Annotated in this window: 19 protein-coding genes; 10 read left to right on the top strand and 9 right to left on the bottom strand. The window is 63.6% G+C overall.

The features are described from left to right. The first annotated feature begins 2 nt into the window (after positions 1–2). Genes IGS61_RS17995 through IGS61_RS17950 form a run of 10 tightly spaced genes read left to right on the top strand, consistent with a single transcriptional unit; the run spans position 3 to position 11,179 of the window. Entirely contained in the window at positions 3–977 is a 975-nt protein-coding gene (locus tag IGS61_RS17995; RefSeq protein ID WP_230540930.1) for an HlyD family secretion protein, read from the top strand. A 6-nt stretch (positions 978–983) separates the two neighbouring features. Then, positions 984–2,165, top strand: coding sequence for an ABC transporter permease (locus IGS61_RS17990; protein WP_230540929.1), 1,182 nt, complete (start codon positions 984–986; stop codon positions 2,163–2,165). Beyond that, entirely contained in the window at positions 2,162–3,313 is a 1,152-nt protein-coding gene (locus tag IGS61_RS17985) for an ABC transporter permease (RefSeq protein WP_230540928.1), read from the top strand. Before IGS61_RS17990 ends, IGS61_RS17985 begins: the two co-directional genes overlap by 4 nt. A gap of 48 nt (positions 3,314–3,361) precedes the next feature. Then, complete coding sequence (locus IGS61_RS17980; RefSeq protein ID WP_230540927.1) at positions 3,362–4,942, top strand: AAA family ATPase; 1,581 nt, start codon at positions 3,362–3,364, stop codon at positions 4,940–4,942. Beyond that, complete coding sequence (locus IGS61_RS17975) at positions 4,939–5,412, top strand: hypothetical protein (protein WP_230540926.1); 474 nt, start codon at positions 4,939–4,941, stop codon at positions 5,410–5,412. The genes IGS61_RS17980 and IGS61_RS17975 overlap by 4 nt, the downstream gene beginning before the upstream one ends. 9 nt (positions 5,413–5,421) lie before the next feature. Next, the gene (locus IGS61_RS17970; protein ID WP_230540925.1) at positions 5,422–6,393 is read left to right on the top strand and encodes a hypothetical protein; all 972 of its coding nucleotides are present in this window, start codon (positions 5,422–5,424) and stop codon (positions 6,391–6,393) included. Beyond that, positions 6,390–8,180, top strand: coding sequence for a VWA domain-containing protein (locus IGS61_RS17965; RefSeq protein WP_230540924.1), 1,791 nt, complete (start codon positions 6,390–6,392; stop codon positions 8,178–8,180). Before IGS61_RS17970 ends, IGS61_RS17965 begins: the two co-directional genes overlap by 4 nt. Position 8,181: 1 nt before the next feature. Continuing rightward, positions 8,182–8,775 (top strand): hypothetical protein, encoded by a 594-nt coding sequence (locus IGS61_RS17960; protein WP_230540923.1) that lies wholly within the window; start codon positions 8,182–8,184, stop codon positions 8,773–8,775. Continuing rightward, on the top strand, positions 8,772–10,151 hold the full coding sequence (locus tag IGS61_RS17955) for an AMP-binding protein (RefSeq protein ID WP_230540922.1): 1,380 nt from the start codon (positions 8,772–8,774) through the stop codon (positions 10,149–10,151). The genes IGS61_RS17960 and IGS61_RS17955 overlap by 4 nt, the downstream gene beginning before the upstream one ends. Next, positions 10,148–11,179: an AAA family ATPase gene (locus tag IGS61_RS17950; protein WP_230540921.1), complete on the top strand. Its 1,032-nt coding sequence runs from the start codon at positions 10,148–10,150 to the stop codon at positions 11,177–11,179. The genes IGS61_RS17955 and IGS61_RS17950 overlap by 4 nt, the downstream gene beginning before the upstream one ends. Positions 11,180–11,338: 159 nt before the next feature. Here IGS61_RS17950 and IGS61_RS17945 read toward each other — a convergent pair whose 3' ends face one another. From IGS61_RS17945 to IGS61_RS17905, 9 genes are all read right to left on the bottom strand, one after another. Further along, positions 11,339–14,035, bottom strand: coding sequence for a TonB-dependent receptor (locus IGS61_RS17945; RefSeq protein WP_230540920.1), 2,697 nt, complete (start codon positions 14,033–14,035; stop codon positions 11,339–11,341). A 564-nt stretch (positions 14,036–14,599) separates the two neighbouring features. Then, positions 14,600–15,886: an O-acetylhomoserine aminocarboxypropyltransferase/cysteine synthase family protein gene (locus IGS61_RS17940; RefSeq protein WP_070259189.1), complete on the bottom strand. Its 1,287-nt coding sequence runs from the start codon at positions 15,884–15,886 to the stop codon at positions 14,600–14,602. A gap of 101 nt (positions 15,887–15,987) precedes the next feature. Further along, positions 15,988–16,899, bottom strand: coding sequence for a carbohydrate kinase family protein (locus tag IGS61_RS17935; protein ID WP_230540919.1), 912 nt, complete (start codon positions 16,897–16,899; stop codon positions 15,988–15,990). Continuing rightward, the gene (locus IGS61_RS17930; protein WP_230540918.1) at positions 16,896–18,542 is read right to left on the bottom strand and encodes an alpha-amylase family glycosyl hydrolase; all 1,647 of its coding nucleotides are present in this window, start codon (positions 18,540–18,542) and stop codon (positions 16,896–16,898) included. The genes IGS61_RS17935 and IGS61_RS17930 overlap by 4 nt, the downstream gene beginning before the upstream one ends. A 2-nt stretch (positions 18,543–18,544) precedes the next feature. Next, on the bottom strand, positions 18,545–19,435 hold the full coding sequence (malG, locus tag IGS61_RS17925) for a maltose ABC transporter permease MalG (protein WP_230540917.1): 891 nt from the start codon (positions 19,433–19,435) through the stop codon (positions 18,545–18,547). A 10-nt stretch (positions 19,436–19,445) separates the two neighbouring features. Then, complete coding sequence (gene malF, locus IGS61_RS17920; RefSeq protein WP_230540916.1) at positions 19,446–20,957, bottom strand: maltose ABC transporter permease MalF; 1,512 nt, start codon at positions 20,955–20,957, stop codon at positions 19,446–19,448. Positions 20,958–21,086: 129 nt separating this feature from the next. After that, positions 21,087–22,307, bottom strand: a complete 1,221-nt coding sequence (gene malE / locus IGS61_RS17915) for a maltose/maltodextrin ABC transporter substrate-binding protein MalE (RefSeq protein WP_230540915.1) — start codon at positions 22,305–22,307, stop codon at positions 21,087–21,089. A gap of 110 nt (positions 22,308–22,417) precedes the next feature. Further along, complete coding sequence (locus IGS61_RS17910; protein WP_230540914.1) at positions 22,418–23,503, bottom strand: ABC transporter ATP-binding protein; 1,086 nt, start codon at positions 23,501–23,503, stop codon at positions 22,418–22,420. 84 nt (positions 23,504–23,587) lie between these two features. After that, the gene (locus tag IGS61_RS17905) at positions 23,588–25,225 is read right to left on the bottom strand and encodes an alpha-amylase family glycosyl hydrolase (RefSeq protein ID WP_230540913.1); all 1,638 of its coding nucleotides are present in this window, start codon (positions 25,223–25,225) and stop codon (positions 23,588–23,590) included. Positions 25,226–25,247 lie beyond the last annotated feature (22 nt).

Below are 25,247 nucleotides of genomic sequence, written 5' to 3'. Positions count from 1 at the left end.
TAATGAGTACTTCCAAAAAACCATTGGCCATAGTCGCCACTGTCATCGTTCTGGGCTTCGTGGGCTGGGGCTTGTACCAGGCGTTCCAGCCGCAGCGCCTGCCTTTGCAGGGACAGATGGATGCGCAGGAAGTCAATGTGTCATCGAAAGTGCCGGGCAGGGTGGGCCAGCTGTACGTCAAGCTGGGCCAGACGGTGCCAAAAGGCGAGCTGCTGTTTCAACTGACGAGTCCGGAAGTGGATGCCAAGGTCGCGCAAGCGACGGCCGCCACGCAGGCAGCCGATGCCGTGGCGCAAAAGGCGCAAGCGGGTGCGCGGCCCGAGGAAATTGCCGCCGCGAAAGCGAACTGGGAGCGGGCGCAAACGGGCGCCACCATCGCCAAGACCACGTATACCCGCGTCAACAATATGTACGAGCAAGGCGTGATTGCCCAGCAGAAACGCGACGAGGCGCAGGCGCAATGGCGCGCCGCCGACCAGCTGGCGCAAGCGGCCCGCGCGCAATATGACATGGCGCAAAAAGGCGCCCGTCCGGAAGACAAGACGGCCGCCGCCGCGCAGGCGCGCCAGGTGGGCGCCGTGCTGACGGAAGCGCAGATCGCCCTGGCCGAAACGAAGATCGCCGCGCCCGTGGCCGGGCAGGTCAGCAAGATCCAGATACAACCGGGTGAACTGGCGCCGCAAGGTTTTCCGGTAATCACTTTGGTGAACCTCGACGACGCCTGGGCCGTGCTGCAGGTGCGCGAAGATGAAATGGCCGCGTTCGCCATGGGCAGCACGCATACGGCCAATGTGCCGGCGCTGAAACAGCAAGTGAGCTTCAAGGTCAGTTCCGTGGCCGTGCTGCCCGATTTTGCCACGTGGCGCGCGGCGCGCCCGGGCGGCACGGATTTGCGCACGTTTGAAATCCGGCTGCGTCCCGCCATCAAGGTCGAGGGTTTGCGTCCGGGCATGTCGGTCGTGTTTCCACCGCTCTGATACGCGATGAACGAAGCGGATAAGGGGCCGGTTTCAGCGCTGGCGCGCGAGTGGGCGCGGCTGCGCGGCGATTTCTGGGATCTGGGCATGCTCAGCTGGATTCCCGTCGTGCTGTGCGGCATGCTGTGGCTGGTGTTTTCCGCCGGCATCGCGCGCGACTTGCCCATCGTCGTCATCGATAACGACAACTCCACCCTGTCGCGCCAGCTCACGCGCTGGCTCGACGCTTCGCCCGGTGTCCAGGTGGCGGCGAAAGTGGCGTCCAGCGACGAAGCCCTGCATCGCTTGCGCGAACGCACGGCGTACGGCTACCTGCTGATCCCGAACGATTTCGAACAGAAACTGCTGGGCGGCCGCCAAGCCACCGTGCAATGGCTGTACAACGCGCAGTTTTCCTCGCACGCAGGCGCCTTGCTGCGCGACGTGCGCACGGTCAGCACGACCTTGTCGGCCGGCATCGAGATGACGGCGCGCGTCAAGAAGGGTATGTCGGGCGTGCAGGCGGCGGCCCAGTTCGAACCGATACGCACGACACTGAACAGTTTATATAACGAGAACATCAGCTATGAAGCGTTTCTGACGCTGGCCCTGATGCCGGCCATGCTGCAGATTTTCATCGTCGTCGCCGTGGTCACGAGCATCGGGCGTGAGTTGCGCGACGGCACGGTGCCGCAATGGCTGGCCTCGGTCCATGGCAGCTGGCTGCGCGCCGTCGGCGCCAAGCTGCTGTTTCCCGTGATCGCCTACTGCGCGCTGGCGCTGCTGTACTTGCTGTTCTTCAGCCTGGCGCGGGGCTGGGCCGTGGCGGGCAGCTTGCCGGCCTTGCTGCTGAGCATGCTGCTGCTGGTGCTCGCGTATTGCGGCCTGGCAACCTTGCTGATCGCCGCCACGCTATCCCTGCGCCTGGCCTTGTCGGGCGCGGCATTTATTACCGCACCGGCCTTCGCGTTCGCGGGCCAGGCTTTCCCCTTGATGGCCATGCCGGCGCCGGCGCGCGCCTGGGCGGAAGCCTTGCCGCTCACGCATTATCTGCAATTGCAAACGAAATACTGGCTGGCCGGCGCGCCGTGGCGCTATGGCGTGCAGGAAATGTTGATACTGGCCGGTTTTGCCCTCGGCTGCGGCGCCGTGGGCGTATTCCTGCTGGCGCGCCGCGCGAATGCGCCTGCCGCCTGGGGGCGCGCATGATGTGGAGCGCCTTTCTCGCCACCTGGCGCGCCATGCTGACGGACAAGGGCGCGCTGACCTTGCTGTTTGTCGGCGGCATCATCTATTCCTTCTTCTATCCCTTGCCATACTCGACGGAAATCGTCCAGCGCGTGCCCGTGGCGGTCGTCGACCAGGACCGCAGCGCCATGTCGCGCCAGCTGACGCGCTTTGCCATGGCCCATCCCTCATTGCAGGTGATCGCCGTCACGCCGGACTTGCCCGTCGCGCAGGATTTATTGTGGCGCGACAAGGTCATGGGCGTGCTGATCCTTCCCGACGGCTTGCAGACGGACGTGCTGGCCGGCCGCGCCGCCCACGCGCAGGTGGCGGGCAATGGCTTGTATTTGATGCTCAACAAGGTGGCCTTGAATGGCCTGGCCGAAGTGGTGGGCACGGTGTCGGCCGGCATCGAGTTGAAACGCCTGGGCGCGGGCACGCCGTCCACCATCCAGGCCAACCAGCAGCGCTCGCCCATCGCCTTTGACGCCGTGCCCTTGTTTAACGTCAAGGAAGGCTATGGCGCGTATGTCGTGCCGGGCGTGGCGACCTTGATCGTGCAACAGACCTTGCTGATCGGCATGACCATGCTGTTCGGTACCTGGTATCAGCGCAAGAGCTTCCCGTTGGCAGGCCGGCGCACGGCGGGCGGCTATGCGGGCATGCTGCTGGCGTTTGCCTGCGTCGCCTTTCTCAACTGCTGCTATTTCTTCGGCTTCGTCTTCTGGTTCCAGGATTACCCCCGTGGCGGCAACTTTGGCGGCATGCTCTTGCTGCTGGTGCTGTTCTCGCTGGCGGAAGCGGCCTTCGGCATGCTGCTGGGCATGCTGTTCCGCACGCGCGAGCGGGGCACGCAGCTGATGATCGCCACCTCGATGCCCGTGCTGTTCCTGGCGGGCCTGACCTGGCCCGTGTCGTCCATGCCCGTCGTGCTGCAATGGCTGCGCTGGCTGCTGCCGTCCACGGCCGGCATCCAGGGCTTTGTTGCGCTCAATCAAATGGGTGCCTCGCTGCATGAAATCCGCCATGAAGTGGCGGGCTTGCTGGCCTTGCTGCTGGCCTGCGTGGCGCTGGGCTGGTGGCGCTGGCGCAAGCTGGAGGAAACGGTTGTTGATTTGAACAAGGCGTAGTGGGAACGATATGCAATAATTTCGTTTCCCTCACGTTGCCTGTACATTATGTCAGCCTTTAACTTGTTCCAGCGTCTTTCACAAGCCCCCACCAAGCCCAAGTCCGCGCCCGTTGCGCGGCAGTTCGACGTGGCGGACCTGTACCAGGGCCCCATCGCGCTGGGAGCGGAAGGCGAGGCGCAAGCGCGGCCTTTCGATGAAAAGCTGCGCCAGGCGTATTTCTGGATCGTCAACCACGCCATCATCAGCCCCCACTACGACATCGAGTACAACGACGGCCCGTCGCAGACCTACTCCGTGGGCGACAGCCGCCGTACATTGAATTTGCCGTCGGCACAAAGCTATTCCAGTTTTATTTTGCTGCCGCTGCTGACGTTTGCCACGCGCCGAAAATGCCTGTTCGTCGGCGGGCCGGGGCGGGGCAAGACGGCCAGCGCCTTGCTGATGGGCGTGCTCGCCGGTTCCACCGTCAAGGAGGTGAAACGCGCCATGCAGCACGGCCACCCGCAGATGACGGTGGCCGATTTGCTGGGCAATCCGCTGCCGGCGGACCTGGTCAACGCGCAAAGCATGGACGATATCCGCATCGCCTGGCGCGCCTGGCTGGGCATGCGCGTGAAGATCGTCGATGAATACAACCGCATCCCCACGCGCACGCAAAGCGCGCTGCTCACCGTCATGGGCGACAATTACGCGGAAGTGCTGAACCATATCTATGAATGCCCGGAAGCGGCCTGGTATCTGACGGCCAACGACGACCAGGGCGGCGGGACCTACCAGGTGATCGAGGCGCTGCGCGACCGGGTCGACGTGACGGTGCAGGCGCTGGCCTTCAATCCGCGCTTCCTGAATGAACTGCTGCTGCGCGTGGAAGAAAACGTGCGCCCCGAAGAGCTGGTGCCGCCCGATATCATCTTCACGGAAGGGGAGGTCGACCAGATCGGCGAGGCGATCCGCCAAGTGGGCATACCCGACGCCGTGCGCCGCCGCCTGGAATTCTTTGCCAGCCAGTTCGAGCTGTTCGAGACGGCCGGTGGCCAGTTCGAGTACATGACCAAGGATACGGCCCGCCTGGCCGGCGCCGACCGTGGCGCCGCGCAGGCGGCCGACAATGGGCGCGACCGTTTGAAGGATCTCGGTTGCCAGACCTTGAACGGCATCTCCGTGCGCACCCTGATGGCGCTCATGATCTACGCCAAGGCCATGGCATATTTTCGCGGCAATGGCGAGGTGGCGCTGGAAGACTTGCGCCAGGTACTGCCCTTCGTCCTGCACAACAAGCTGCAGCCGGACCCGGACGCGCCGTTTTTCGCGCTGCCGGAAAACGCCGCCTACCGCAGCGACAGGCTGGGCTGGCTGCGCCGCCTGTTCGACCTGTCCAACGATGAATTCAACCGCCTGGACCTGGACCGCGACGATCCCGTGGGCGCGCTGTCGGCCGAATTCGACCTGGGCCTCGACGGCGTCAGCGAGCGCGAAACCCTGGCGCGCCTGAACCGCATCGAAAAGCTGATCGGCGAACGTACGAAAGGGCGCAAGCTGTACGGCCCCCTGTACGACGATTTGCTCAAGCTCAAATACCTGCATCAGCGCTATACCAATTACCGCAGCTGGCTGCGTTCGCAATGAGCGTCCTGCACTGTCAAGGCTTCCTGGAAGCGCTGGTGCTACTGAATGGTGAAGCCAGCGACCTGTGCGCCAGCTACGAATTATCACGCCTGCCCGATGCGCCGGACCTTGCCACGGCGCTGGGCTTGCGCGTCGAGGATTATGCCTTGAACGTCATAGCACCCGCACGCGACTTGCCGGCGGCCTTGTGGCATATCAAGGCGGCGCCGTGCGCACGTGCGCAGCTGGAACAGGTGTGCCAGCGCTGGTTTTTCTCGTCGCGGCACATGCAGGCGGCGCCGGCCGGCCGCTTCCGCGCGCAGCTGGTGGCCGCGTTCACAGAGTCGCTCGACGAGGCGCTGGGCGGTTTTTCGCCGTACGCCGTGACGATGACACCGCCCGCCGGTTTCTGGTACGCGATCCACTGGGACGAGATCGCGTTCGAGCGTGATGGCGAGCGCTATCTGCTGCACTTTTCGCACAGCGACTGACGGGCCTCGATGATCTCTCCTGCCTTTGCTTCGATCCTTGCCAGCGGCCGCGCCCAGTTCAATGCGCGCGCACTGGAAGCGCGCCGGCGCTTTCCCGCGCTCGACATGGCCGCCTTCGGCGCCTTTTTGCGCGACGGCGTCGATCCGCTGGTGGTCGCCGTGGCCGCCGCCGCGCCTGAGCGCGTGGGCGGCGCGACCCTGGCCGCCTATGATATGGCATTGGAACTGGTGGGCCACGGCCTGGCCGGTCCGGCCGCAAAAAACCCGTTCCTGAACACCGTCTGGCGCGAGCTGGCGCCGCAGTTTGCGCCGCTGCTGGCGACGGCCCCCGTCGAGGTGCTGGGTATGCTCAGCAACGCCGCCGTCCACATCGCCTCCGTGGCGGGCGCGCGTCCCGCGCAGTGGCAGCGCGAGCTGGCCGCCCTGGCGCCGCAGATCGCCACGCTGGCGCAGCTGCGCGCAGTGGGCCAGGTGCTGGCCTGGCGCGCGGGCGTCGCGCATTTCCGCCTGGGCGCGCTGGCTGCCGCCGATACCTTGCCGCCCGCCTTGGCGCTGGCCGCCTTCGATGAACCCGGTGCGCAATGGCCGCAGGTGCATGCGCAGTTGCTGGGCAATCCGTGGCGCGGCAATACGGAGGGCAGGGAGTTCGGCAGCTTCACAGGCCTGGGCGGCGCTTTCGGCACGCCGCCGCAGGTGCGCGCCACGCCGGATGGATTTGTCGTGCGCAGCGCCGAGCGCCATTACCTGCTGGTGGCCGACGCCTATGGCGCCGTGCTGCATGGCGCCACGGCGCAGGAGTTTGAGCAGGCGCAAACGGGCATGCCGGCGTCCGTGCGCGTGGATGGCGCCAGCGTGCAGATTGGCGCGCGCCGCATCGAACTCGATGTGCCGGCCGGCGACATCGCCCTTGCCGCCAATGCGAGCACGCTGGCCGTCACCTCGCCCTGGACGCATGCGATTCGCCTGCTGCCGCTCGCATGAAGAACGATGCCGACACCGCGCTGATCGAGGCCTGGCGCGCCGCCTGGCCCGAGGCCCTGGCCGTATGGAGCAAATTTACGCGCCTGCGCGACCCCAGCCTGTGCGCCAGCCGCGTCGAGGCCAGCAAGCAGGGCTTGTCCGGCAGCTTCGCCATGATCCGTTTGCTGGACCAGAGCGTGGTGGTGGATCTGCCGCTGGTGACGGAGCTGGGACTGGACGACTATGCGCTGGAAATCCTCGCGCATGAAATCGGCCACCATATCCTCGCGCCGGGCAGCGCCGGCGACCAGTTCCGTTTGCTGGCGCGCATGCGCCGCGCCTTGCCCACCCTGGAGCAGCACGCGCCCATGGTGGCCAATCTGTACACGGACCTGTTCATCAACGACCGCTTGCAGCGCCAGGCGAATCTGCGCATGGCCGACATCTACCGCAAGCTGCAGCAGGGACGCGAGGTGCAAGCGGACGCCAAAAGCGGCGGCGTGTGGACTTTGTACATGCGCATCTATGAAAACCTGTGGCAGCTGGAAAAGGGAGAGCTGGGCGGAGCAGGGGCTGAGAACGAGGCCGACGAACGCCTGGACACGGATGCCTGGCTGGGCGCGCGCCTGATACGCGTGTATGCGAACGACTGGATGCTGGCGGCGGGCCGCTTCGCCACCTTGCTGCTGCCCTACCTGGTCGACGATACGGATGCCCTGGGCCCGAGCCGCTATCTGCAGGACACGCGCGACGCGGCCCGGGGCTGCCAGACGTATGGCGCGCAGCAGATCGAGGATGACGAGGAGGGCGGCGCCATCCATCCCGTGCACGACAAGCGCATTTCCGGCCTCGATGGCGAGGAGCCTGCCGCCGAACCTGCGACCGAGGCGCTGGCCAGGCCCAGCGGCGGCCAGTTGCGCGAACCGTTCGAGCTGGGCGACATTTTGAAGGCCTCGGGCATCGATCTGAGCGACCATGAAATCGCCATCCGCTACTACCGCGAGCGGGCCTTGCCGCATCTGGTGGCGTTTCCCAGCCGCCCCGCGCCCGAGTCGCAGGAGCCGCAGATGGAGGGACTGGAGCCGTGGGAAATCGGCGACCCGCTGGAAGACATCGACTGGCTGCAGTCCGTGATGCAGTCGCCGCGCCCCGTGCCGGGCGTGACGACCGTGCGCCGCGTGTACGGCCGCGAACCGGCGCGCGCCATCGACGCGGTGCCCGTCGACCTGGACATGTATGTGGACAGTTCCGGCTCCATGCCGAATCCGCAGGCGCACACCTCGTTCCTGACCCTGGCCGGCGCCGTCATCGCCCTGTCGGCCCTGCGCGCCGGCGCGAAAGTGCAGGTGACCCTGTGGAGCGGCAAGAAGGAGGTGATGCAGACGCCCGGTTTCGTGCGCGACGAAGACCTGATCCTGGGCGTGCTGACGGAATTTTTTGGCGGCGGCACCTGTTTCCCCATCCATTGTCTGCGCAAGACCTATGCGGGCAAGCGCGAACGGCCCGCGCACATCCTGATGATTTCCGACGATGGCATCACCACCATGTTCGACAAGGATGAACTGGGCAACAGCGGCTGGGATATCTCGGCGAAAGCGCTGGCCCAGGGCGGCGCGGGCGGCACCATGGCCCTGAACCTGGAGCGCGACTGGGAAGGCGCAGCGAGCCACAAGTGGCTGCAGCAGACCTATGACGATTTGAAACGCGCGCGCCGCGAGCAGGGTTGGGATATCCACGCCGTCGAGCGCTACGAGGACTTGCTGGACTTTGCGCGGGCGTTCAGCCGGCGCCACTATATACAACCATGACATGCAGACCCCCGGACCCCACCTCGAAACTCTGACCCACCGCCTGGCCGACACGCCCGCCGAATTCCTCGCCGAGCCTCGCATCGCCGGCGTCGCCAACGCGCAGGCCGTGGCGGTTGCCGCGCTGGTCAACGACATTTTGCTGCTGCATGGCGCGCGCGCGCCGGCCACGTCACTGCAGGGTTTTATCGGCGCGCAGGTCAAGGCCGACCGCAACCGCCTGGCGCTGGCCATGATCCTGAGCTGGCTGCTGGCCGACGAGTGGTTCATCAGCCAGCAGTTGCCGCAGCATGATCTGCTGCAGGTACTGGGCGAGGCGGCGCGCGAACTGGCTGCCAGTACGCCGGCGCACCAGTTCACGCAAGACCCGGAGCGGCGCGAGGAACTGGCGCGCATCGTGCTGGCGCGCCTGGGCTTTCGGCCCCGCGACGAAAGCGTGGCGCAGGCGACGGACAGATTGTCCGCCATCAGCGGCACGGAGCGCCGCCGCCTGCTTGAAGCGAGCCGGCTGGCCGAGCAGCGCGCGCGGGAAATCCGCGAGGCGCTGGCGAAGAAGGCGGCCGAGGAATCGGCCGACAAGTGGTCGCGCGAATGACGCTCGCTGGCAAACCTGACGTCAATCTGCCGGGCGGCGCCTGGGAATCGGACCGCGACTATTGTCCCACCCTGACGCCGGCGGGTGCGCGCATGCTGGACAAGCTGCGCAGCCATCCTTGCGCGCCCCGGTACCGCAACCGCAGCGGCAACAAGCTGCAGGCGGCGGAAGTCGGCGCCCTGCGCGCATATGAACGCGAAGTGATGGACGCGGCGATCGGCTGGAGCGCCGATGCGCCGCCGCCCTGGCTGGCGGATTTTCTCAGGACGGCCTACGCCACGGTGCCGCATTACCGCGCCTGCGGCTCGCCCCCTGCGCGCCTTGCGGACGTGGCGCCCATCAGCCGCGCCGAACTGGCGCACGATATCGCCGCCTTCGTGCCCGATGATGCGGATTTGGCGCGCATGATCAATTTCCAGACGACGGGCACCACGGGCCACCCCTTGCTGATCGCTTCGCACCCGCTGGTGGCGGGGCGCTACCTGGCCTTCCACAAGCGCGCGCTGCGCCGCTTCGGCGTCACCCTGCGCCATGGCGCGGGCCAGGTGGGTGTGATGCTGCTGGGGCACCAGCGCCGCTGCTTCACCTATGTCTCCGTCACGCCGACGATGAACGAATCGGGTCTGGCGAAGATCAACCTGCACCCGGACGACTGGCGCCAGCCTGAAGACCGTGCGCGCTACCTGGACGCCATGGCGCCCGAGCTGATCGCGGGCGACCCCATCTCGTTCGCCGAGCTGCTGACCTTGCCCATGACGCACAAGCCGGCCGCGCTGCTGTCCGTCTCGATGATGCTGTTGCCCGGCATGCGCGCGCGCCTGGAAGCGGCTTTCGGCTGTCCCGTGCTCGACATCTATTCGCTCAATGAAGTGGGGCCTGTGGCCGTGTACGACGAGCGGGCCGGCGGCCACGTGCTGCTGCAGCACCGGCTGTACGTGGAAATCCTCGACGCGGATGGCCGTCCCGTGCCTGATGGAGTCCGTGGCGAGATCACCGTGACGGGCGGTTTCAATTTTTGCCTGCCCCTCGTGCGCTACCGCACCGGCGACTACGCTTCGCTGGCGCATGGACCAGACGGTCCCGTGCTGGTGGGCCTGGCGGGACGCAGCCCCCTGCGCTACAGGACGCTCAAGGGCGCATGGATCAATAATATCGACATCACGCACGCCCTGAAACCGCTGGCCATCGCCCTGTTCGGCGTGCACCAGCATGGCGACGGCGCCGTCGCGCTGCGCCTGGCGCCGGGCGCCATGCCGCAGGCTGACAGGGCGCGCGCCTTGCTGGCGCCTTTTTTCGGCGACATCGCGGTCGAGACCTTGCTGGCGGAAGACAAGATCATTCAATACACCTCGGATTTACGGGAAGCGGCAGTATGAGCAGATACAAGCGGGGCCTGGTAGTGGGAAAATTCTGTCCGCTGCACCTGGGCCATGAACTATTGATACAGCGCGCCACGGACGGGTGCGAGGAACTGCTGGTGGTCAGCTACACCAGGCCCGAATTTCCAGGCCTGGAACCGGCGCGCCGGGAAGCCTGGCTGCGCGCGCGGTTTCCGCAGGCGCATATCGTGGTGCTCGACGATGCACGGCTGGCCGCCCTGTGCGCGGCGCGCGGCGTGCCAGCACGCCTTTTGCCGCACAACGACGACGATGGCGAACTGCACCGCCACTTCATGGGCTGGCTGTGCTGGACGGTGCTGGGCTTGCCCGTCGACGCCGTCTTCACCAGCGAAGACTACGGCCCTGGCTTTGCGCGCGTGCTGGAACGGCATTATGCGGTGGGCGCGGTGGCGCACGTGAGCGTGGACCAGGCGAGGTCCCTGGTGCCCGTGTCCGGCACCCTCGTGCGGCAAGATCCGCAGGCGCACGGCGCCTTTTTGTCGCCCGTCGTGCGCGCCGATTTTGTGACGCGTGTGTGCGTGCTGGGCGGCGAATCGAGCGGCAAGACGACCCTGGCGCAAGCGCTGGCGGCGCATTTCGATACCAGCTGGGTGGCCGAATATGGCCGCGAACTGTGGGAAAGCCAGGATGGCATCTTGCGCTATGACGATCTGCTCAGGATCGGCCGGGAACAGCTGCGCCGCGAAGCGCAGGCGGCCATGGCCGCGCGGCGCTGGCTGTTTTGCGATACCTCGCCCATGACCACGTATTTTTACTGCGTCGAGATGTTCGGCAGGGCCGAGCAGGAACTGGCGCAGCTGGCCGAACACCGCTATGACCTGGTGTTGCTGTGCGCCCCCGATTTCCCCTTCATCCAGGACGGCACGCGCCGCGACGGGGAGTTCCGCGCGCGCCAGCATGCGTGGTACCAGGCCGAGCTGGCGCGGCGGGGGATCGCTTTTATCGATGTATCTGGTGCTGTGGACGACAGGGTCAGGCAGGTGGCGAAGGTGCTGGTGGCGTAAACGCGGCACCCGCTATGGCCGACGGCATGACGATGCATGCAGGAGACTGGCCGGGTCGCCGGCAAAAAAAATGCCGTCCAGTGTGAACTGAACGGCATTTGCTCGCAGGCGAGGATTGTCAGCGGTGGCAGTCCGGAGACTGCCACTTGAAATCGGCGATTATTTAAACTTGTAGCGTGCGTTCAAGTAAATATAGCGGCCGACGATATCGTTCATCGCATTGACGTAGGTATCGACATACGCACTGTTCGAGTACACGGTACCTTTGTCTAACATATTGTTGACGCCGAAACTCACATCCAGGTCTTTGACGGGCTTGAAGTGGATATTCATGTCCCACGCCGTGTACGAGCCAATACGCTTGTTGGTAATGGCAGCGTCCTGCAGTTTCGTCGGATCGTCAATATTCTTCGTGCTGGAGTACGTACGGGCGGTCAGAGCCACTTCCTTGTCATCGCGCTCGAAGCCGATACGCAGTGTGTTCGACCATTTTGGATGGTAAGTGCCGTCCAGGCGGTCGGTCGGCTCGGCGCCCGGCGCGATGCTTTGCTCATACTTCAAATTGTAGCTATTGGACTCGCGCAGTTTCACGGTGCCGTAATCACCCACTTTGAATGAGTACTTCACATCCAGATCCAGGCCTGCGACATTTGTTTTGCCAACGTTTTGGAAAGGCAGTTTCATGTCCTTGATACGGCCTTTGTTCAAACCGGGATTATTCGCTTCCAGCACGGGATTGCGCGGATCGCGGCCGATCAGTTCCGCGAAGCCGGGAATCGTGTCTTCATGATCGAGCACGTATTGCGCATCCAGGGTCTGGATCGTGTCCTTTTGACGCACGCTATACCAATCCAGCGATGCCGACAGGTCCTTGATCGGCTGCAAGACGATACCCAAGGAGAAGTTCTTCGCCTTTTCCGCCTTCAGGTCAGGATTGCCGGACAGGTAAACCTTGGGACCGTAGGAGCATTGCACGCCCGTGTAACCCAGCGGTCCGCAACGCGCCCAGTCGGCCACGGTGGCGTAGCCGGTGGTGGTCGAGGCGACCTCCGGCAGGGTCGGTGCCTTGAACGAGGTCGTGGCCGAACCGCGCAACATCACTTGCTGGTTCGGACGCCATGCGAGCGCCACTTTCGGGTTATAGGAATTGCCGAAATCGCTGTAATGGTCGCCGCGCAGCGCCAATTGCATTTCAACCTGCTTGGCGATTGGTACGTTCAACTCGCCGTATATGGAATACACCGTGCGGCTGGCCTTGCTGCTGGTTGCGCCAAAGTTGACGATGTTGCCCGCTTTCATCTGTGGATCGGCGACGTCGTCGATCGACTCGTGGCTGCCCTGCAGGCCCCAGGCGAAGCCAACTGGTTCGCCGCCCAGCGTGAACAATTCAGGCGTGCTCATCTTCCATTCGGCGCTGCTCAGCTTGGAGGTTGAGCGGTGCGAAGTTGTTGTCAGGAAAGGCAAGTAGGCGCTTTCCGGATTATTCAAGACAAAGGGATCGTAGCCACCCGCTTTGCCCAGCAAGCCGGCTTGCAAGGCCGCCGTCGACTTGTCCAGCAACGATTGCTTGTCGGCATCGTCGCTCAGCTTGTTCTGGTTCAGGCTGATTGCACCTTCGCTATCCCATTTGCCCAGCGTACCGCGCCAGCCGCCGACCACGCGCGTGGTTTTGCTGGTGACCTTCGAGGTCCGCTTGCCGGCCTCGTAGACGTTGCGGAAAACCTGCACCTGATCGCCGGGCATGAAGCCGTTCACGGTGCCATCGCTGCCGTCCGGCAGCGTCGCCAGACCGGGGTTGGTCGAGCCGGCCGTCCGGTAGTTGGCGCTGCTAAAGTTGGGGGAGCCACCGATAAAGGTCGACGAGTTCTGGGTGTAGGCGGCTTCCAGGAACAATTCATCGGTGCTGTTGAGGCGCTGCGTGAAAATGGAAGAAATACCGGCGCGCTCCTGCTTCGGCGTCAGGTTCGAAGCCGGATTGGTGAAGCAGACATTGTCTCCGGTGCTGGAGACACCCACCGTACCCTGGCAACCTGGGATCACATAACCCTTGTCGCCACTGCTCTGGTTGCGGATCCAGCCCATGTACTCGTTGGTCCTGCGCTTGTCGGAGCCGCCGAACTTGCGGAAATCGTTCGCCGCCAGGTTCGAATGCTTGTTCGACACCAGCGGATTGCGGCGGTACAAGTCCAGCGTCAACAGCAGGTTGCGCCCATCCTTCTCCAGATCGCCCCAACCTGAGGTCAGGCTGACGTTGCCGGTCTCGCCGTCGCCCTGCTGGTTGGCGCCGATGTTTGCAGTACCCTCTACGCCCTGGTAGTTGGTGCGGGTCTTGAAGTTGATTACGCCAGCGACGGCGTCGGAGCCATAAATAGCCGAAGCGCCATCGCGCAGGATTTCTACCGACTCGATGGCCGACAAAGGCAGGCTGTTCAAGTCAACGAAGGAATTCTCCGCGCCGATCGCAAAGCCGTAGTTGGCCAGGCGGCGGCCATTCAGCAAAATCAGCGTGTACTTGGAGTCGAGGCCACGCAAGGCGGCCGACGAGGCACCGGAGGCGAAGGTGGAACTACTGTTGCCGTCGAGGGCGACGGAGATCGATGGCAGTTTGCTTAACAATTCGATCACGGTGGAGGCACCGGACTTGGCGATGTCGGCGCGCTTGACGACCTCGATTGGGGTCGGGCCTTCCATGTCGACGCGCGAAATATTCGAACCCGTGACGACGACGCGCTGAATCTTATCGTTGGCGACGTCGGCTTGCTGCGCTTGCACTTGACTGGCGATGAGAATGGTTCCTGCCATGACGCTCAACGCGATTTTAACCGCATGAACGCTCTTTTTTTCTTGAAAAATCATATTCTCCGAGCCTTGATAAATAGTTGATTGCATTTAATAAACAACAAAATTCAAGCCACCGGTATCATTGAACGATCCGTTACTGAAATTATTGTTGCTTGGTTTTTGCCGAGAAGCTCATGGATGGACTTTAGATAGTCTTTTCCATAAGGCTTAGTTAACTATACAACTTCGGACTGGCTGCGTTTTGCATAATGTTGCTTATAAACAACGAAAACAATATATATATTTAGGCAATATTTTTCGGTATGAATGAATTCCTCGCCTGGCTTGCCGGGCACCAGACACACCGGGTCCTCCCAGGCGCAAAAAAAATCAGGGCGGCACATGTCGCTTGACGGGTGTTTTTTGCCACGAACGTGGTCTAACCGGATATCGCTTGAAGGAGAGATGGCATGTCGGGATGGAATCACCGCATGCTGCGCGGCGTGTGCAAGGCGCTCAGCAGGAGGCTGCAGCTCGCAGAAAAGATGCAGGCACCAGGGCCGCGCCTGTCCCGGCAGGGGTGGCATGCATGTGCCGGGACAGGCTTGCAGGCTGATTTCAGCCTGATTTCAGCTTGATTCAGGCCGCGTTCAAGGCCTGTTCCAGGTCTTCGCGCAAGTCGTCGATATGCTCGATGCCCACGGACAGGCGCAGCATGTCTTCGGACACGCCCGCCTTGGCCAGTTCTTCCGGATTGAGCTGGCGGTGCGTGGTGGAGGCCGGGTGGGTGGCCAGCGACTTGGCGTCGCCGATGTTGACCAGGCGCGTGAACAGCTGCAGGGCATCGAGCACGCGGGCGCCGGCCGCGCGCGGATCTTCACCGGCAGCCAGCTTCAGGCCGAACGATAGAATGCCCGAGGCGCGGCCGTTCATGTATTTTTTCACCAGCGCGTGGTCCGGGTGGTCTTCCAGGCCCGCGTAATTGACCCACGCGACTTTCGGATGCTGCTTCAGGTGTCTGGCCAGGGCCAGGGTGTTGTCGCAGATGCGGTCCATGCGCAGGGCCAGGGTCTCGATGCCCTGGATCAGCTGGAAGGCGGAGAGCGGAGAAATGGCCGCGCCCATGTTGCGCAGCGGGACGACGCGGGCGCGGCCGATGAAGGCGGCGGGGCCGAACGCTTCCGTGTAGACGACGCCGTGATATGACACGTCCGGCTCGTTCAGGCGCTTGAAGCGCTCCTTGTGCTCCGCCCACGGAAATTTGCCGCTGTCGACGATGGCGCCGCCCACGGTGGTGCCGTGGCCGCCCAGGTATTTGGTCAGCGAATGGACGACGATGTCGGCGCCATGCTCGATGGGGCGGAACAGATAGGGGCTCGGTACCGTGTTATCGACGATCAGCGGGATGCCGTGCGCGTGCGCGATTTCGGCCAGTTTCGCTACGTCCGTCACATTGCCCAGCGGGTTGCCGATCGATTCGCAGAAGATGGCCTTGGTGCGCGCATCGATCAGCGCGGCGAAGGTCTCGGGCTGGCGCGCATCGGCGAAGCGCACTTCGATGCCGATCTGCGGCAGGGTGTGGGCAAACAGGTTGTAAGTGCCGCCATACAGCTGGCTGGCGGAGATGAAATTGTCGCCCGCTTCCGCAATCGTCTGGATCGCGTAGGTGATCGCCGCCATGCCCGACGCCACGGCCAGCGCGGCCACGCCGCCTTCCAGCGCCGCGACGCGCTTTTCCAGCACGTCTTGCGTCGGGTTCATGATGCGCGTGTAGATATTCCCGGCCACTTTCAGGTCGAACAGGTCGGCGCCATGCTGGGCATTGTCGAAGGCGTAGGCCACCGTCTGGTAGATGGGGACGGCGGCGGCCTTGGTGGTCGGGTCGGGGGTGTAGCCGGCGTGCACGGCCAGGGTTTCGATTCTCATGTGGTCTCCGGTTCTCGGTCTGCGATGGTGAAGCGTTTGAAATTCGCAGCCATTGTGCCATGCGCCCGTTAGCTCGATGCTACGCTTGATAGAATATTAAGTCATAAGCTAGTGCTGTCTTGATATAAGTCATGCAGCTCTTCCTGGCCGATAAACCGTTCATGCGTGCCATGCTGGGCGCAGGCGAATGCGCCGCCGATGGCGCCGCGGCGCATGGCGGCGTCGATGCCCGCGCCATCGAGCCAGGCATGCAAAAAGGCCGCCACGAAGGAATCGCCCGCGCCATTCGTGTCCACCACGGGCAGCTTCAATCCCGCCGTCGGAGTGTGGCGCACGGACGCGCTGCCCCGTTCCAGCAGGTAGGCGCCGTGCGCGCCGGCCATGGCGATGACGGCTTGCGCGCGGCCTTCCGCGATTATCGCGCGCATGACGTCGTCCCGACGCTCGCCCAGCGCCGCCGTGCTGAGAAACACCAGGTCGGCGCGCAGCGCAAAGACCTTGTGGTGCGGGTTGACGCCATCCCAGTCGTGCAGATCGGTCGACACCGTGGTGCCGCACGCTTGCGCATCGTCAAACAGTTCGGCCACCCAGCCCATGATGGAAAAGTGCGCATGGCGCGCCGGCCCCAGGTAGGGAAGGTAAAATGCGGCCGGCATGCGCAGGTCTTCCGGATGGCGGCCGTCGTACAGCGACATCCTGCGCCCCTGCGGGTCGACCAGGTTGACGCTGCGCCGCGTGCCCGAGGGCTCGACGAGATGCGAAAAATCGAGCCTGGCTTCCTTGTAGCGCTGCAGGATGGCCGCGCCTTGCGCATCGTCGCCGATGAAGTCGATGAATTTGCAGCGCAAGCCCAGCGCGTGGCAACCGAGCGCCACGCCGTTGCCCGTATGCGCCACGTAGTCGCGGATGGGGGGCACGTGCAGCGAATCGGCGACGGGCAGTTGCAGGTCGGGGACGCGCACGATGGTGTCGATGCCGGCGCCGCCGACCACTAATATGTCATAGGTACTCATGGTGCAGCCTTTTCTAACAGGACGGTGCCGGCCGCGTTCACCGCGACGGCGCTGTTTTTTACGGTGTAGGTTTGCTGCGTATAGGCGTCGCGCAGCAGGGTGCCATCGGCAAAGACACCGTGTACCTTCAGTGAGAGCGCGCCTTGCGCTTCGGGCACGGCGATGACGGCGTCGTCCTGCGTCACGCGGGCGAACGCGTACGGTTTTTCGTCGATCAGGCGATGCTCGCCGCGCGCCAGGGCAGGGTGGCGCAGCCGGAACTGGCCCAGCTTGCGCGCATGCGCCAGCGTCGCCGCATCGAGCGAGCCCCAGTTCATGTCGGAGCGGGTGGCCTGCTGTTCGTCGCCGACGGGCGCCGCGCCAGGCTGGCGCGCGCTTTCATCGCCATAGAACAGCTGCACGCCGCCGGGCGCCAGCAGCAGGGCGGACAAGCCATGTTTCAATTGATCGCGCGGGAACAGGCTGGTGTCGTGCGAGGAGATGTACGACAGGATGTCGTAGCGGGGCGCATTGCCAATACGCTTGCCCAGCAGGCCCGCGTACTGGCGGTACACGCCATCGATGCTGCTCCAGCCGCCGCCGGCGCGGGCCTGGAAATCGAAATTGATCATCGAGTCGAAGCCCGCATCATGCCAGCTGCTGCGCTCGGGGCCGTGGCCCCACGCTTCACCCGTCATCCAGAACGGCGCGTCATCGATCTTCTGTTCGGGATGGCGCGTTTTCCAGTCTTGTAATGCCTCCGTGGCCGCCGCGCGCAGGGCCAGCCAGCTGTTTGGTTCCACGTGCTTGACGGTGTCGGCCCTGAAACCGTCGACGCCGAATTCGCGCACCCAGTCGGCCAGCCAGTGCACCAGGTAGCCGCGCACCGTGGTGCCGGGCAGGGCGACGGCACGCGTATCCATCTTGCGCTGCAAAATCGGCGGCAAGCCCACGGCCTTGGCGCTTTCCGTGCGGAAGTCGGGCAGGTAGGCCAGCTGCATCGTGTAGTCGTCCTGGCCGCCATCGGGGTAGCCGGGCAAGCCGGCGCGCACCCAGTCCGGGCCCCACCATTGTGCGAAATCAAAGTTGTTATAGTCGATGAAGCTATGATAGTCGCGCAGGGTGGCTTTTTCGTGGCCGGGCCATAGCACGGGCACCTTGTATTCGGCCAGGGTGCGCAAGTCCGCGTAGCCCGGGTGGTTCAGCACCACGTCAAACAGCACGCGGATGCCTTGCGCGTGCGCCGTGGCGATCATCTCGCGCAGTTCTTCGCGCGTGCCCATGTTGGCGTCCATGGTCGTGTAGTCGAGCGCCCAGTAGCCGTGATAGGCGTAGTGCTGGAATTGCTGCTTGCCGCCCACCACCCAGCCGTGGATCTGTTCATACGGCGCCGTGATCCACAGGGCGTTGACGCCCAGGTCCTTGAAATAGCCGGCTTTCAGCTGTTGCGTGATGCCGGCGATGTCGCCGCCGTGGAAGCTGCCCACGTCGCCGCCTTGCGGGTCGGCGGCGCGGCCGTAACTGTGGTCGTTGCCGGGATTGCCGTTGGCGAAACGGTCCGTCACGGCAAAGTAGACGATGGGGTTGTCGGCGAAGCTGACGCTGCCTGCCTGCGCCGAAGCGCTGAGTAACAGGGCAGCCAGCGCAGTCAGGGAGCGTCGCATGGTCAGCCCTTCACGCCGCCAGCCGTCAGGCCGGAGATCATCCATTTTTGCGCCAGCAGGAACACGGCCGTGATGGGCAAGCCGGACAAAATGGCCGCCGCGGCGAAGTCGCCCCACAGGTATTTTTGCTCGTACAGGAACAGTTTCGAGCCGACGGCCAGGGTCAGGTTGTTCTGTTCATGCAGCAGCACGGACGCGATCGGGTATTCGATGATGGCGCCGATGAACGACAGCAGGAATACCACCATCAAAATGGGCACCGTCATCGGCAGCAGCACGTAGACGAAGGCTTGCCACTGCGTGGCGCCGTCGACCTTGGCCGCTTCCTCGATCTCGATGGGGATGGTTTGATAGTAGCCCTTGATGGTCCAGATATGCAGGGCGATGCCGCCCGTGTAGGCCAGCACCAGGCTGCCGTGGTGGTCGATGCCCAGCCACGGCACGTAGTTGCCCAGCACGTCGAAGATGGCGTAGATGGCCACCAGGGCCAGCACGGCGGGGAACATCTGCAGCAGCATCAGCGCCGACAGCGTCTGCGACTTGAAGCGGAATTGCATGCGCGCGAACGCATATGCGCAGGTGGTCGACAGCAGCACGGTGACGGTGGCGCTCATGCTGGCCACCTTGATGGAATTCCATAGCCACAGCAGCACGGGGAAGTCCGGCTCGACGAGGGCGCCGTTGGGCGCCTGGTAGGACATGCCCAGCGCCAATCGCCAGTGCTCGAAGCTGATCTCGGGCGGTATCAAGCTGCCCGAGGCGAAGTTGCCTGGGCGCAAAGAAATCGACAGGATCATCAGGAAGGGGAACATCACCAGTGCGATCAGCGCGATCACGGCGACGTGGGCCGCCAGGATGCGCCAGCGGTTGGAACGGTCGACAACGATAGCCATATGCTGTCCTTTATGCTTTGTTCATGCGCGTCAGGCGCATGTTGACCAGCGAAATCGCGGCCACGAGGAAGAAGATCAGGGTCGAGATGGCGGCGGCCAGGCCAAAGTTCTGGCCGGAATCCTCGAACGCGATGCGGTAGGTGTAGGACACGAGCAAGTCCGTCGTACCGGCCGGTAAGGTCGTGTCGAGGAAATCGGGACGCCCGCCCGTCAGCAAGCTGATCAGCACGAAGTTATTAAAATTGAAACCCAGGCTGGCCACCATCAACGGCGTCAGCGGCTTGATGATCAGGGGTAACGTTATCTTGAAGAAATTCGTCAGCGGTCCCGCGCCGGCCAGGGCCGACGCTTCGTACAGGTCCGACGGAATCGCCTTGATCAGGCCCATGCACACGACCATCATGTAAGGGTAGCCGAGCCAGGTGTTGACGATCAGGATCATGGCCTTGGCCAGGGTGGTGTCCGAGAACCAGGCGGGCTTGATGCCGAACAGGGCGTCGAGCACGAGGTTGATTTCGCCGAAGTTGTTGTTGAACAAGCCCTTGAAGACCAGGATGGAAATGAAACCGGGCACAGCGTACGGCAGGAACAGCAGGGTGCGGTACAGGCCGCGGAAGCGCAGCGCATCCCAGTTCAAGAGCACGGCCAGCACCATGCCCAGGCCCGTCGTGGTGGCCACGCTGATCAGCGCGAAAACGATGGTCCACACAAAAATGCGCAGGAAGGGGCCGCGGAACGCTTCGTCGGAGAAGATTTTCACGAAGTTGGCGAAGCCCACGTTGACCTTGAAGCCCGGTTCCAGCTTGGTGCCATCCGGCATTTCATAAAAGCCCGTCTTGAAGTTCGGTGTCACGAGTTCGCCCGTGGCGACTTTCTTCAGGGTCTTGTCGGGGAGTTGCTTGTAGACATGCGCGACGGGGCCGAATTCGCGCAAGCCCACCATGCGCAGCTCGATCTTGTTCGGCAGCACGAGGGTGAGCAGCTTCAAATCTTTTTGCAGGGCGATGATGTCCTTGATGGGCAGCGGCGGGGCCAGCACGGGCGCTTGCACGGGGTCGGCCGGCGCCACGTCCACGTTCAGGGGCACGGCGCGCTTCAGGGCCAGCGGCGGCGTCAACAGCACTTCGCCCGTGTCCGGGCTTTCCAGGCGCAAACGGTATTCCTTGTTGTCGGCATGCACGGTCATGGCATAGCCGGCGCTTTCCACGCGCTGCGTCTCGTCGAGCAGGTATTGCGTGGCCCTGTCGTAGGTGAGCAGGTTGCGCGAACTGAAATTGGTAAAGCCGATCGACACCGTGTACACCATCGGCAGCAGCACGAAGACGATCACCGCCGTGATGCCGGGAAACAGATAACGGTAGGCATAGGCGCGCGGCGACGTGAAGACAAACGTCGTCAGGGTCAGCAAGCCGAGGAAAACGGCGGCCAGCATGGTCTGGCCGGAAATGTACAACATGAAGAGCAGATACAGACCCAGCGCCATGCTGATGGTCAATACCGTAGGGCCTATAAACTTGCGCACGATGGGATACCTGTAATGATACGTAGGTCGGATCAGGCCCAAAGGGCCGTAATCCGACAACATTGTTGGCGGCACATGTCGGATTACGCGCTACACGCTAATCCGACCTACGCTCAATCAAAAGATGGCTTAATTGGCGGTCGTAATCCGCTTCGCCGCCGCATCCAGGCCATCCTTGGTGCTCTGGCGGCCTTGGGTGATGTTTTCCAGCGCCGATTGCATCGACGACCAGAAGCGGCCCATTTCCGGGTTGTTCGGCATCGGGCGGCCCGCTTGTGCGCTTTCCATCGTCGCCTGAATGTTCGGATTGGCTTTCAATTCCGCGAACAGCACTTTATTAGCTGGCGTGCCCAGCGGGACGTCGGCGTTGATGGTTTTCAGGCCATTGAGCTGCAGCATCTGGTTTTCCAGGAATTCCGTCGCCAGGTCCTTGTTTGGGCTGGCTTTCGAAATCATCGCGCCCAGCACGCCCACGAACGGGGTGGCCGTCTTGCCGGCCACGGTAGGAATCGTTGCCACGCCGTAATTGATCTTCGATTTGCGCGCATTGTCCCACGACCATGGGCCGTTGATCATCATGGCGATCTTGCCCTGGTTGAAGCCCGCTTCCATCTCGGCATAGCCGGCGCCCTTCGGCATGGCGCCGCTGTTGATCAGGGTCATCAGTGCATTCACGCCCGCCTGCGAACCGGCATTGTTCACGCCGGTTTTCGCCGCGTCGTAGCGGCCATCGGCCTTGACTTCAAACGGGAAGCCGCCGCCCGCGCCCAGCAGTGGCCACGTGAAATAGGTATTCGTGTAATCCCACAGGATGGCTTTCTTGCCCTGGCCCGAGAGTTTCTTGTCCAGCGCGGCGATTTCTTCGAAGGTTTTTGGCGGCGTCGGCACCAGGTCCTTGTTGTAGACGAGGGCGACGGCTTCGATGGAGATCGGGTAGCCCCAGGTCTTGCCGCCCACCGTGAAGGCGTTCCACGCCAGCGGCAGGATGGCGGCGCGCGCTTCCTTGCTTGGCGTCACTGGCTGCAGCAAGCCGGCGTCGATCCAGCCGCCGATGCGGTCATGCGGCCAGATCCAGATGTCCGGGCCCTTGCCGGCGGCGGCCGCCTGCTGGAATTTGTTCGGCGCATCTTCCGGGTGCTCGACGACGACCTTGATGCCCGTCTTCTTGGTAAATTCCTCGCCGACCTTGGCCAGGCCCTTGTAGCCTTTGTCGCCATTGATCCAGATCAAGAGGGTGCCTGCTTCGGCCGCGTGCGCCATGCTGACGGCGGCCAGGTTGCCGATGCCGGCCAGGGCGGCGGCGATCAGCGTGGTTTTGATGAAGCTGCGTTTCGGGTGCGTGAAGGACATGTCAATCTCCAGTATCTTTTTTTATGCTAAGTTTATGTTGAGTATCAAGGCTGAAACGATGCAACCAGGCCAGGCGGCGCCTGTAGCGCCTGGCCCCTAAAGCGGATAGATCAGGTACGGGTCTGGCCGTGCTCGTCGAACACGTGGACGCGGGCGGGCGCCACCTGCAGCGCCACGGACTGGCCAATCGCCCAATCCGTATCGGCATCGGCGCGCACCACCAGCGGCTCGTCGCCGCCAGGCACGTGCACATACAGATAGCTGATGTCGCCCAGTTTTTCCACCGCCTGCACGGTAGCCGTGATGGCGGCAGTGGCGCCGGGCGCGCATGCCTGCACGTGCTCCGGGCGCGCGCCGATGGTGACGGGGGTGCCGCTGGCCAGCGGCTGCGTCAACGCCGCCTGCAGCATGCCGCCCGCATTCGTGGCGATGGTGGCCACGCCGTCGACGTAGCTGTGGATCTTGCCTTTGAGGAAGTTCATGCGGGGCGAACCGAGGAAGCCGGCCACGAACAGGTTGGCGGGATGGTGGTACAGCTCCAGCGGCGCGCCCACCTGTTCGATGCGGCCCGCGTTGAGCACGACGATGCGGTCGGCCAGAGTCATCGCTTCGACCTGGTCATGCGTGACGTAGATCATGGTCGAGCGCAATTCGCGGTGCAGATTCGCCAGTTCGATGCGCATCTGCACGCGCAGCGAGGCGTCCAGATTCGACAGCGGTTCGTCGAACAGGAAAACGTCGGGCTTGCGCACGATGGCGCGGCCGATGGCCACGCGCTGGCGCTGGCCGCCCGACAAGTCTTTCGGTTTGCGTTCGAGCAAAGGTTCGATGCGCAGGATTTGCGCGGCGCGCTGCACGGCGTCGGCAATTTGTACCTTGCTCATGCCGGCCAGTTTCAGGCCGAACGCCATGTTTTGCGCCACGCTCATGTGCGGGTACAGGGCGTAGCTCTGGAACACCATGGCGATACCGCGTTTGGCGGGCGGCACGTCGTTCATGCGCGTCTTGCCGATGAATAAGTCGCCGCCGCTGATTTCTTCCAGGCCGCAGATGCTGCGCAGCAAGGTTGACTTGCCACAACCCGACGGGCCCACGAAGACCATGAATTCGCCATCGGCGATCTCCAGGTCGATGCCGTGCAGGGTTTGCACGTCGCCATATGCCTTCTTCAGCCCTGCTAATTTCAGTCCTGCCATGTCGTCCTCACTGTGTCAATCCGTCCCCGCTGATGCGCGGGGCTCGTTATTGTAATTGGCGGCATGGCCGCCAAAGGGTACTGTTTAAGCGTGCGTGCCGAACCAGCCGCCATGCGGTGGCAGGCTGATCTGCTGGCCATCTTTGCTACCTGGCAAGCCGTGACCGGCCAGATCGCTCGCTGGTGCCGCGTCAGGCCAGGCGAAGGTGACCGCTTGCGTGCCCAGGTTGAAGGCGGCCAGCACGGACGGTTGGCCCGGCAAGTCGCGGCGCAGGGCCAGCACGGGTTCCGGCGCATCGAAGAAGACTATATCGCCGCGCAACAATTGCGGCTGGGTGCGGCGCCAGGCGAGGATGTTCTGCGCAAACTGCAATGGGGAAGCGGCATCGTTTTCTTCCACGTCAACGGCGCGCGCCAGGTGCTCCGGCGGCACGGGCAGCCAGGGTTTTGCCGAACTGAAGCCGCCATGCGGCGCGTCAGATACCCATGGCATCGGCGTGCGGCAGCCGTCGCGGCCCTTGAACTGGGGCCAGAACGGGATGCCGTAGGGATCTTGCAGCGCCTCGAAAGGAATGTCCGCTTCCGTCAGGGCCAGCTCGTCGCCCTGGTACAGGCACGGCGTGCCTTTCAGCGCCGCCTGCACGGCCAGCACCACCTTGGCCAGCGACGGCGATGGATTCTCGCCGCCCCAGCGCGTCATGACGCGCACGCTGTCGTGGTTGCCCACGGACCAGGAAGCCCAGCCGTCGGCCACTTGCGCTTCGAATTCTTCCACCTGGGTGCGGATGTGCGCGGCGGAAAACTCCGCCGTCAGCAAGTTGAAACTGTAAGCCATGTGCAGCTTGTCGGCGCCCGTGTAGGCGGCCATGGTGGCCAGCGCATTGTCGTCGCCCACTTCGCCGATGGAAATGGCTTGATATTCGTCAAGCACGGCGCGCACGCGCTGCAAATAGGCGATGTTTTCCGGCTGCGTCTTGTCGTACACGTGCGCCTGCATGCCATACGGGTTGATGGCCGACACGCTGCTGGCGTCGCGCTGCGCTGCTGGCGGATTGTCGCGCAGCAACTGGTCGTGGTAGGGGAAGTTGCAGGAGTCGAAGCGGAAACCGTCGACGCCGCGTTCCAGCCAGAAGCGCAGGTTGTCCAGCTGCGCCTGCTGCACGGCCGGGTTATGGAAATTCAGGTCGGGCTGGCTGGCGAGGAAATCGTGCAGGAAGTACTGGCCGCGGCGCGGCTCCCATTGCCAGGCGGAACCGCCGAACACGGACAGCCAGTTATTCGGCGCCGTGCCATCCGGTTTCTGGTCGGCCCAGACGTACCAGTCGGCCTTGGGATTGTCGCGGCTGGAACGGCTTTCCACGAACCATGGGTGGACGTCGGACGAGTGCGACAACACCTGGTCGATCATCACTTTCAAGCCCAGTTCATGGGCGCGCGCCACCAGGCGGTCGAAATCGGCCAAGGTACCAAACATGGGGTCGACGTCGCAGAAGTCGGCCACGTCGTAGCCGAAGTCTTTCATCGGCGACGTGAAGAAGGGCGAGATCCAGACGATGTCGGCGCCCAGGGCGGCGATGTAATCGAGCTTGGAGGTGATGCCGGGCAAGTCGCCGATGCCGTCGCCATTGCTGTCGAGGAAGCTGCGTGGATAGACCTGGTAGATGACGGCGCTGCGCCACCAGTCGGCGGGCAGGTGGGCGAGATTGTTCTGGATGGTCGGCATGAATGATTTCTTAAAAGTTGCC

The organism is Janthinobacterium sp. FW305-129, assembly GCF_020858115.1.
Classification (GTDB): domain Bacteria; phylum Pseudomonadota; class Gammaproteobacteria; order Burkholderiales; family Burkholderiaceae_D; genus Janthinobacterium.
Note: the sequence above shows the minus strand (reverse complement) of the source record. Positions and strands in the feature narration are given on the sequence as shown.

Bases quoted from the DNA above. Each gene is read 5' to 3' on its own strand.
- IGS61_RS17995 (WP_230540930.1), top strand. From the start codon at position 3: ATGAGTACTTCCAAAAAACCATTGGCCATAGTCGCCACTGTCATCGTT.
- IGS61_RS17990 (WP_230540929.1), top strand. From the start codon at position 984: ATGAACGAAGCGGATAAGGGGCCGGTTTCAGCGCTGGCGCGCGAGTGG.
- IGS61_RS17985 (WP_230540928.1), top strand. From the start codon at position 2,162: ATGATGTGGAGCGCCTTTCTCGCCACCTGGCGCGCCATGCTGACGGAC.
- IGS61_RS17980 (WP_230540927.1), top strand. From the start codon at position 3,362: ATGTCAGCCTTTAACTTGTTCCAGCGTCTTTCACAAGCCCCCACCAAG.
- IGS61_RS17975 (WP_230540926.1), top strand. From the start codon at position 4,939: ATGAGCGTCCTGCACTGTCAAGGCTTCCTGGAAGCGCTGGTGCTACTG.
- IGS61_RS17970 (WP_230540925.1), top strand. From the start codon at position 5,422: ATGATCTCTCCTGCCTTTGCTTCGATCCTTGCCAGCGGCCGCGCCCAG.
- IGS61_RS17965 (WP_230540924.1), top strand. From the start codon at position 6,390: ATGAAGAACGATGCCGACACCGCGCTGATCGAGGCCTGGCGCGCCGCC.
- IGS61_RS17960 (WP_230540923.1), top strand. From the start codon at position 8,182: ATGCAGACCCCCGGACCCCACCTCGAAACTCTGACCCACCGCCTGGCC.
- IGS61_RS17955 (WP_230540922.1), top strand. From the start codon at position 8,772: ATGACGCTCGCTGGCAAACCTGACGTCAATCTGCCGGGCGGCGCCTGG.
- IGS61_RS17950 (WP_230540921.1), top strand. From the start codon at position 10,148: ATGAGCAGATACAAGCGGGGCCTGGTAGTGGGAAAATTCTGTCCGCTG.
- IGS61_RS17945 (WP_230540920.1), bottom strand. From the start codon at position 14,035: ATGATTTTTCAAGAAAAAAAGAGCGTTCATGCGGTTAAAATCGCGTTG.
- IGS61_RS17940 (WP_070259189.1), bottom strand. From the start codon at position 15,886: ATGAGAATCGAAACCCTGGCCGTGCACGCCGGCTACACCCCCGACCCG.
- IGS61_RS17935 (WP_230540919.1), bottom strand. From the start codon at position 16,899: ATGAGTACCTATGACATATTAGTGGTCGGCGGCGCCGGCATCGACACC.
- IGS61_RS17930 (WP_230540918.1), bottom strand. From the start codon at position 18,542: ATGCGACGCTCCCTGACTGCGCTGGCTGCCCTGTTACTCAGCGCTTCG.
- malG (WP_230540917.1), bottom strand. From the start codon at position 19,435: ATGGCTATCGTTGTCGACCGTTCCAACCGCTGGCGCATCCTGGCGGCC.
- malE (WP_230540915.1), bottom strand. From the start codon at position 22,307: ATGTCCTTCACGCACCCGAAACGCAGCTTCATCAAAACCACGCTGATC.
- IGS61_RS17910 (WP_230540914.1), bottom strand. From the start codon at position 23,503: ATGGCAGGACTGAAATTAGCAGGGCTGAAGAAGGCATATGGCGACGTG.
- IGS61_RS17905 (WP_230540913.1), bottom strand. From the start codon at position 25,225: ATGCCGACCATCCAGAACAATCTCGCCCACCTGCCCGCCGACTGGTGG.